The organism is Streptomyces sp. NPDC002835, assembly GCF_053591995.1.
Map to the genome: position 1 here is coordinate 1 of NZ_JBSFUW010000137.1, position 1253 is coordinate 1253.

The window sequence follows — 1253 nt, forward strand, 5'->3', positions numbered from 1 at the left end:
AGGAGCTCGCCAAGAAGATCAACTCCGCGGTCTTCCCCGGTCAGCAGGGCGGCCCGCTGGAGCACGTCATCGCGGCCAAGGCGGTCTCCTTCAAGGTCGCCGCCTCCGAGGACTTCAAGGAGCGCCAGCAGCGCACGCTGGACGGCGCCCGCATCCTCGCCGGCCGGCTGCTTGCCGACGATGTCGCCGAGGTCGGCGTCTCCGTCCTGTCCGGCGGCACGGACGTGCACCTGGTCCTGGTGGACCTGCGCAACTCCGAGCTGGACGGCCGGCAGGCCGAGGACCGTCTCCACGAGGTCGGCATCACGGTCAACCGCAACGCCATCCCGAACGACCCGCGGCCCCCGATGGTCACCTCGGGTCTGCGGATCGGCACCCCGGCGCTCGCCACCCGCGGCTTCACCACCGAGGACTTCCGCGAGGTCGCCGACATCATCGCCGAGGCCCTCAAACCGACCTACGACGCCACCACCCTGCGCACACGGGTCACCGCCCTGGCCGACAAGCACCCCCTCTACCCCGGCCTGTAACCGACAACCCTCGCAAGGGACGTGCTCACGCCTATGGCCGGCATGTCCCTCAAATCCCACGGAGTATGGCGTGGCAATCAGCGTCTTCGACCTGTTCTCCATCGGCATCGGCCCGTCCAGCTCGCACACCGTCGGCCCGATGCGAGCCGCCCGGATGTTCGCCGTCCGGCTGAAGAATGACGGCCTGCTCGCCCAGTCCGCCGCGGTGCGGGCGGAACTCTTCGGCTCCCTCGGCGCCACGGGTCACGGCCACGGCACCCCCAAGGCCGTGCTGCTCGGGCTGGAGGGCAACGAGCCGCACACGGTCGACGTCGCCCAGGCCGAGCTGGACGTCGAGCGGATCCGCACCACCAAGCGCATCCGCCTCCTCGGTACCGAGATCGGCCCGGCCCACGAGATCGACTTCGACGCCTCGACCCAGCTGGTCCTGCACCGTCGGCGCTCGCTGCCTTACCACGCCAACGGTATGTCCCTGTTCGCGTACGACGCGGACGGGCTGCCGCTGCTGGAGAAGACGTACTACTCGGTCGGCGGCGGCTTCGTGGTCGACGAGGAGGCCGTCGGTGCGGACCGGATCAAGCTGGACGACACCGTCCTGAAGCACCCCTTCCGCTCCGGCGACGAGCTTCTGCGGCTCACCAGGGAGACGGGTCTGTCGATCTCGGCGCTGATGCTGGAGAACGAGAAGGCCTGGCGCACCGAGGACGAGATCCGCGAGGGCCT

The 1253-nt window shown here is 69.6% G+C and carries 1 protein-coding gene and 1 pseudogene; both read left to right on the plus strand.

Annotated elements, in window-relative coordinates; genetic code table 11:
* Positions 1-530, plus strand: a pseudogene (locus tag ACWD01_RS37525) (serine hydroxymethyltransferase); the annotation flags it as partial.
* A 70-nt stretch (positions 531-600) separates the two neighbouring features.
* A partial coding sequence (locus ACWD01_RS37530; RefSeq protein WP_451168473.1) for a serine dehydratase beta chain occupies positions 601-1253 on the plus strand: 653 nt, incomplete at its 3' end.